We start from the raw sequence: 5,697 nt of genomic DNA on the forward strand, positions 1-5,697 counted from the left end.
ACCCTGGCCGGACGCGCGTGAACCCATCCATGGGGCTCATCGCAGCATCCATGCTGCTCAAGGTCCGGCCAGGGTGCCCCCGCCCTCGACCCCTCAGAATTTCACGCAGGCGGATCGGTAGAGCCACGCCCTGCGTGGCTTACAGGTACCGCAACCAGGCCAGGTCTTTGCGGCGCGCCTTCAGGCGCGCGAACGCGCGCGTGGGCCAATACAGGGCCAGCGCCAGCGCGGCGGTGATCAGCCACAGCGTCCATACGTGGTCCACGGCGAAATAGGCGCCGTGGGTCTGGCCCCAACGCGCTTCGGCGGCGACGTACAGCAGCTTCAGCACATACAGGTGCAGCAGGTAAAAGAACATCGGGGCGGCGCCGATGTTGGCCAGCGGGGCCAGGGCGCGGGCGATGCGGGGCTGTTCGTAGAGGCGCAGGAGCGGCAGGCCGATGCCGAGGGTGAGCAGCAGGAACAGCAGGGACGGGGGGTACTTGGTGACGTTGAAGACGCTCATCAGGGTGTGCCCGGTGCTGGCCAGGGCCTGCCAGGGGGCGTCGCCGTAGACGTTGGCGGCGCGCAGCAGGGCGAAGCCGAGCAGGGCGCCGCCGCCGGCCCACAGCAGGCGGCGTTGGCGTTGGGCGGGGTCACCATTGCGGGCGAACCAGGGGCCGAGGGTGTAGCCGAGGGCGATGACGGCGATCCAGGGCAGCACGGGATAGGAGGTGCGCAGGCGCAGGGCGTCGCCGACGGCGATCCAGTCGCGCTGGTGCAGGATTTTCCAGAGCACGGCGAGCGGGCCGTCGCCGCTGGCGTGGATGCCGTCGAGCAGGTTGTGGCCGGCAATCACCACCAGGGCCAGGGCGGCGAGGGCGGGGCGGGGCAGCCAGAGCAGGCCGGCCAGGGCGACCATGCTGATGCCGATCGCCCAGATCACCTGCAGGTAGAGCACGCTGGGCGGGAACTGCAGGGTCCAGGCGAAGTTCACCACCAGCAGTTCCAGCAGGATCAGGAACAGGCCGCGCTTGAGCAGGAAGGCGGAGGCGGCGCGGCGGGGGTTGGCCTGGCCGCTGCCGTACAGCCACGCGGACAGGCCGGTGAGCAGCACGAACACGGGGGCGCACAGGTGGGCGAGCAGGCGGCTGACGAACAGGGCGGGCTCGACCTGGTCCACGACCATCGGGTCGGGTACCTGCTGGTGCAGGTAGAAGGTTTCGCGCACGTGGTCCAGCAGCATCAGCACGATCACGGTGCCGCGCAGCTGGTCGATGGAGGTCAGGCGGGGAGAGGCTGGGGCCACGGGTGCGCCGGTCGGTGGCGTGACAGGATATAACATTACAAATCGGGTTGCGCGGCCATTTCCCGGGGTTTACCGATTACGGCGACCGGCGCTACCCGCCTTGCGTTACAACTGCATGAAGGCTAGGTTTGACAGGATTTTTTGCCAGCAGGGGCTTCCATGAACAACGACGACGCTGCGCCCAAACAGCTCACATTCCGCGCGGTGGTGCTTGCCATCGTGCTGGCGGTGATCCTGTCGGCGGCCAACGCCTACCTGGGTCTGTTCGCAGGCCTGACCATCGCCACGGCCATTCCGGCGGCGGTGATCTCCATGGGGGTGCTGCGCCTGCTGGGCGGCGGCACGATCCTGGAAAACAACATCGTGCAGACCGGCGCTTCGGCCGGTTCGTCGATCGCCGCCGGTGTGATCTTCACGATCCCGGCGCTGGTGATCATGGGCTACTGGCCGGACTTCAAGTACTGGTGGGTGCTGGGCATCGCCGGCCTGGGCGGCCTGCTGGGCGTGCTGTTCTCGGTGCCGCTGCGGCGTTCGATGATCGTCGAAGACCCGCTTCCGTTCCCCGAAGGCAAGGCTGCGGCCGAAGTGCTCAAGGCCGGTGAAAACCCGGGCCCGGGCCTGAAGATCCTGGGCCTGTCGGCGGTGATCGGCGCGGTGGTGAAGCTGGCCGCGGAAAGCGGCATGCGCCTGATTCCCGATGCCTGGGCCACCTCGGCCTACGTGGGCAGCTCCAAGATCACCGCCTTCATCGGCACCAACCTGTCGCCGGCGCTGCTGGGCGTGGGCTATATCGTCGGCCTCAACGTCGGCATCGTGGTGGTGTCCGGCTCGATCCTGACCTGGCACATCGCCATTCCGCTGTACCAGGCGTTCTTCATGAACACCGATCCGGCCCTGGCCGCGTCGATCGCCACGGCCTCGTCCACCGAGGCGGCGTTCGCCATCTGGGGCGCGAAGATGCGCTACCTGGGCGTGGGCGCGATGCTGATCGGCGGCGTGTGGACCCTGATCTCGCTGCGCAAGTCGCTGCTCAACGGCGTCAAGAGCGGCTTCGCCGCCGCGCGCAAGAGCAGCGGCCCGGCGCTGGCGCACACCGAACGCGACCTGCCGATGAAGTGGATGCTGGTGGCGCTGGTGGCCTTCACCCTGCCGCTGCTGGCGCTGTACCAGGCCATCGTCGGCCAGTGGCACGTGTCGATCCCGATGACCCTCATCATGATCGTCGCCGGCTTCCTGTTCGTCTCGGTCTCGGCCTACCTGGCCGGCCTGATCGGCTCGTCCAACAACCCGGTCTCGGGCATCACCATCTCCACCATCCTGTTCGCCTCGGCCGTGCTGGTGGTGCTGCTGGGCAAGGACGGGCTGACCCCGGTCGGCGTCGGTGGCGCACCGCTGGGTGCGGTGGCCGCGATCATGATCGGCGCGGTGGTGTGCTGTGCCGCCGCCGTCGGCGGTGACAACCTGCAGGACCTCAAGGCCGGCTACATCGTCGGTGCCACGCCGTGGAAGCAGCAGCTGATGCTGGGCATCGGTGCGTTCTCCTGTGCGCTGATCATGGCGCCGGTGCTGAACCTGCTGGCTACCGCGTACGGCATCGGCGTCAAGTCCGAGCTGCACCCGAACGCGCTGGCCGCACCGCAGGCCAACCTGATGGCCTCGGTGGCCAAGGGCCTGTTCGGTGGCGAACTGCCGTGGACCTTCATCGGCATCGGTGCCGTGGTGGGTGCGGCGATCATCGCCTTCGACAGCTGGCTGAAGTCGCGCAACGCCCGCTTCCGCGTGCCGGTGCTGGCCGCCGCCATCGGTATCTACCTGCCGCTGGAACTGATGGTGCCGATCTTCCTGGGCGGCCTGATCGCCTACCTGGTGGAGCGTTTCCACAAGGTGCGCGCCGACGATGAAGAAGGCCGCGACCGCGTGCACAAGCCGGGCGTGCTGTTCGCCGCCGGCCTGATCACCGGCGAAGCGCTGATGGGCATCGCCATCGCGGTGCCGATCGTGGTCAGCAGCCGTGCCGACGTGCTTGCCGTGCCGTTCCACCTGCCGGCCGCGCAGTGGATCGGCCTGGCGGTGCTGTTCGTGGTGGGCTGGCTTATCTACCGCACGGGCAAGAAGGCCACCGCGGTCTGATTGCGCGCCAATCTGAACGTGAAAAACCCCGCTTCGGCGGGGTTTTTCGTTTCCATGACGTGTGGCCTTTGCTTCACGGGGATGACAGGGCCTACCATCGGCGTTTTGCCGTTCCGCGGAGAACCCGATGAAGCTTCGTTACGCCCTGTTGCCGTTGTGCCTGCTGACCGCGCTGCCGTCGCTGGCCGCCACGCGTGGCCTGGATGTGCGCGACATGATCGCGCTGGATCGGGTTTCGGCCCCGCTGCTGACCGCCGATGGCGGCAACGTGGTGTTCGCCAAGCGCGTGCTCGGCAGTGACAGCAAGGCCAGCACCGGCCTGTTCATCCGCAACCTGCGCACCCGCGATGCGGCCCCGCCCAAGCCGCTCACCCCGGCCGGCTGGAACGTAAACTCGGCCGCGCTGTCGGCCGATGGCCAGACCGTGTACTTCCTCAGCGCCAAGGGCGGCAGCCAGCAGCTGTACTCGATGCCGCTGGCCGGCGGCACCCCGCGCCAGCTGACCGATTTCGCGGTGGACGTGGACAGCTTCCAGATCTCGCCGCAGGGCGACCGCGTGGCCTTCAGCGCCGGCGTGTTCCAGGACTGCGGTTCGGACCTGGCCTGCACCAGCAAAAAGCTGGACGCGCACAAGGCGCGCAAGAACACCGGTGAAGTGTTCGACAGCCTGTTCGTGCGCCATTGGGACACCTGGAACGACGGCCGCCGCAACACCCTGTTCGTGGCCCCGCTGCCGGCTGCCAAGGCCGCTGCGGTCAAGGGCGCTTCGGCGATCAGCGCCACGCTGGCCGGCGATGCGCCGTCCAAGCCGTTCGGCGGCAATGACGATTTCACCTGGGCGCCGGATGGCAAGAGCGTGGTGGCCAGCATCCGCGTGGCCGGCCGCGAAGAAGCGTGGTCGACCAACTTCGACCTGTACCGCCTGGATGCCGAGGGCAAGCAGGCACCGGTCAACCTGACCGCCGCCAACCCGGCCTGGGATGCCGGCCCGGTGTTCAGCGCCGACGGCAACACCCTGTACTACCGCGCGATGAAGCGCCCGGGCTTCGAGGCGGACCGTTTCGGCGTGATCGCACTCGACCTGGCTTCGGGCAAGACCCGCGAAATCGCCCCGGACTGGGACCGTTCGGCCGGTGAAGTGGTGCTGTCGCAGGATGAAAAGAGCTTCTACACCGCCGCCGATGACCTGGGCGAACACCGCCTGTTCAACATCGACATCGCCACCGGCAAGGCCACGGTCGTCGCCGAAGGCGGCAGCATCGGCTCGCCGGTGATCGCCGCCGGCACGCTGGCCTACACGAAGAACAGCCTGAAGAGCGGCGACCAGATCGTGGTGGCCCAGGCCGACGGCAGCAGCCCGCGCGAGATCACCCCGAGCGCCGGCCAGATGCTGCCCGACGTGGCCTTCGGCGATTACGAGCAGTTCCAGTTCAAGGGCTGGAACAACGAAACCGTGCACGGTTACGTGGTCAAGCCGTACAACTACCAGGAAGGCAAGAGCTACCCGGTGGCCTTCCTGATCCACGGCGGCCCGCAGGGCAGCTTCGGCAATGGCTGGAGCTACCGCTGGAACCCGCAGACCTACGCGGGCCAGGGCTACGCGGTGGTGATGATCGATTTCCACGGTTCCACCGGCTACGGCCAGGCGTTCACCGATGCGATCAGCCAGCACTGGGGCGACCGCCCGCTGGAAGACCTGCAGAAGGGCTGGGCGGCGGCGCAGAAGCAGTACCCGTTCCTCAACGGCGACAAGGCCTGTGCGCTGGGCGCCAGCTACGGCGGCTTCATGGTCAACTGGATCGCCGGCAACTGGAACGAGCCGTGGAAGTGCCTGGTCAACCATGACGGCGTGTTCGACCAGCGCATGATGGGCTATGCCACCGAAGAGCTGTGGTTCACGGAGTGGGAGCAGGGCGGCACGCCGTTCGACAAGCCGCAGAACTACGAGAAGTTCAACCCGGTCAACCACGTGGCGGACTGGAAGAAGCCGATCCTGGTCATCCACGGCCAGCTCGACTTCCGCATTCCGGTCGAACAGGGCCTGGGCGCGTTCACGGCCGCGCAGCGCCAGGGCATCGAGTCGAAGTTCCTGTACTTCCCGGACGAGAACCACTGGGTGCTCAAGCCGCAGAACAGCGTGCAGTGGCACGACACGGTAAACGGCTGGCTGAAGCAGCACATCGGCGAGTGATGTGGAAAGCGCCGCCGAAAGGCGGCGCGTTCATATGTGGTTACCCCACGCGCCCGCGCCCCCCCCAATCCACGCGCGCCATTCCGTG

At 67.6% G+C, this 5,697-nt stretch carries 3 protein-coding genes; 2 read left to right on the forward strand and 1 reads right to left on the reverse strand.

The window, feature by feature from the left end; all coding sequences use genetic code 11:
* Nucleotides 1–139: 139 nt before the first annotated feature.
* Nucleotides 140–1,324 (reverse strand): heparan-alpha-glucosaminide N-acetyltransferase domain-containing protein, encoded by a 1,185-nt coding sequence (locus tag QMX79_RS19720; protein ID WP_282248285.1) that lies wholly within the window; start codon nucleotides 1,322–1,324, stop codon nucleotides 140–142.
* A 123-nt stretch (nucleotides 1,325–1,447) separates the two neighbouring features.
* On the opposite strand from QMX79_RS19720, the gene QMX79_RS19725 reads away from it, so the two are divergent.
* A complete protein-coding gene (locus QMX79_RS19725) occupies nucleotides 1,448–3,418 on the forward strand; it encodes an oligopeptide transporter, OPT family (RefSeq protein WP_282248286.1) in 1,971 nt (656 codons plus the stop codon).
* Nucleotides 3,419–3,545: 127 nt separating this feature from the next.
* Nucleotides 3,546–5,609 carry a S9 family peptidase gene (locus QMX79_RS19730; RefSeq protein WP_282248287.1) on the forward strand — a complete coding sequence of 688 codons (2,064 nt, stop codon included), beginning with the start codon at nucleotides 3,546–3,548 and terminating at the stop codon, nucleotides 5,607–5,609.
* Nucleotides 5,610–5,697: the final 88 nt, after the last annotated feature.

The organism is Stenotrophomonas sp. PS02300, assembly GCF_029959395.1.
In the GTDB taxonomy this organism is placed as follows: domain Bacteria; phylum Pseudomonadota; class Gammaproteobacteria; order Xanthomonadales; family Xanthomonadaceae; genus Stenotrophomonas; species Stenotrophomonas maltophilia_AD.

Coding starts and splice junctions, on each gene's coding strand:
- QMX79_RS19720 (WP_282248285.1), bottom strand. CDS start 1,324: ATGTTATATCCTGTCACGCCACCGACCGGCGCACCCGTGGCCCCAGCC.
- QMX79_RS19725 (WP_282248286.1), top strand. CDS start 1,448: ATGAACAACGACGACGCTGCGCCCAAACAGCTCACATTCCGCGCGGTG.
- QMX79_RS19730 (WP_282248287.1), top strand. CDS start 3,546: ATGAAGCTTCGTTACGCCCTGTTGCCGTTGTGCCTGCTGACCGCGCTG.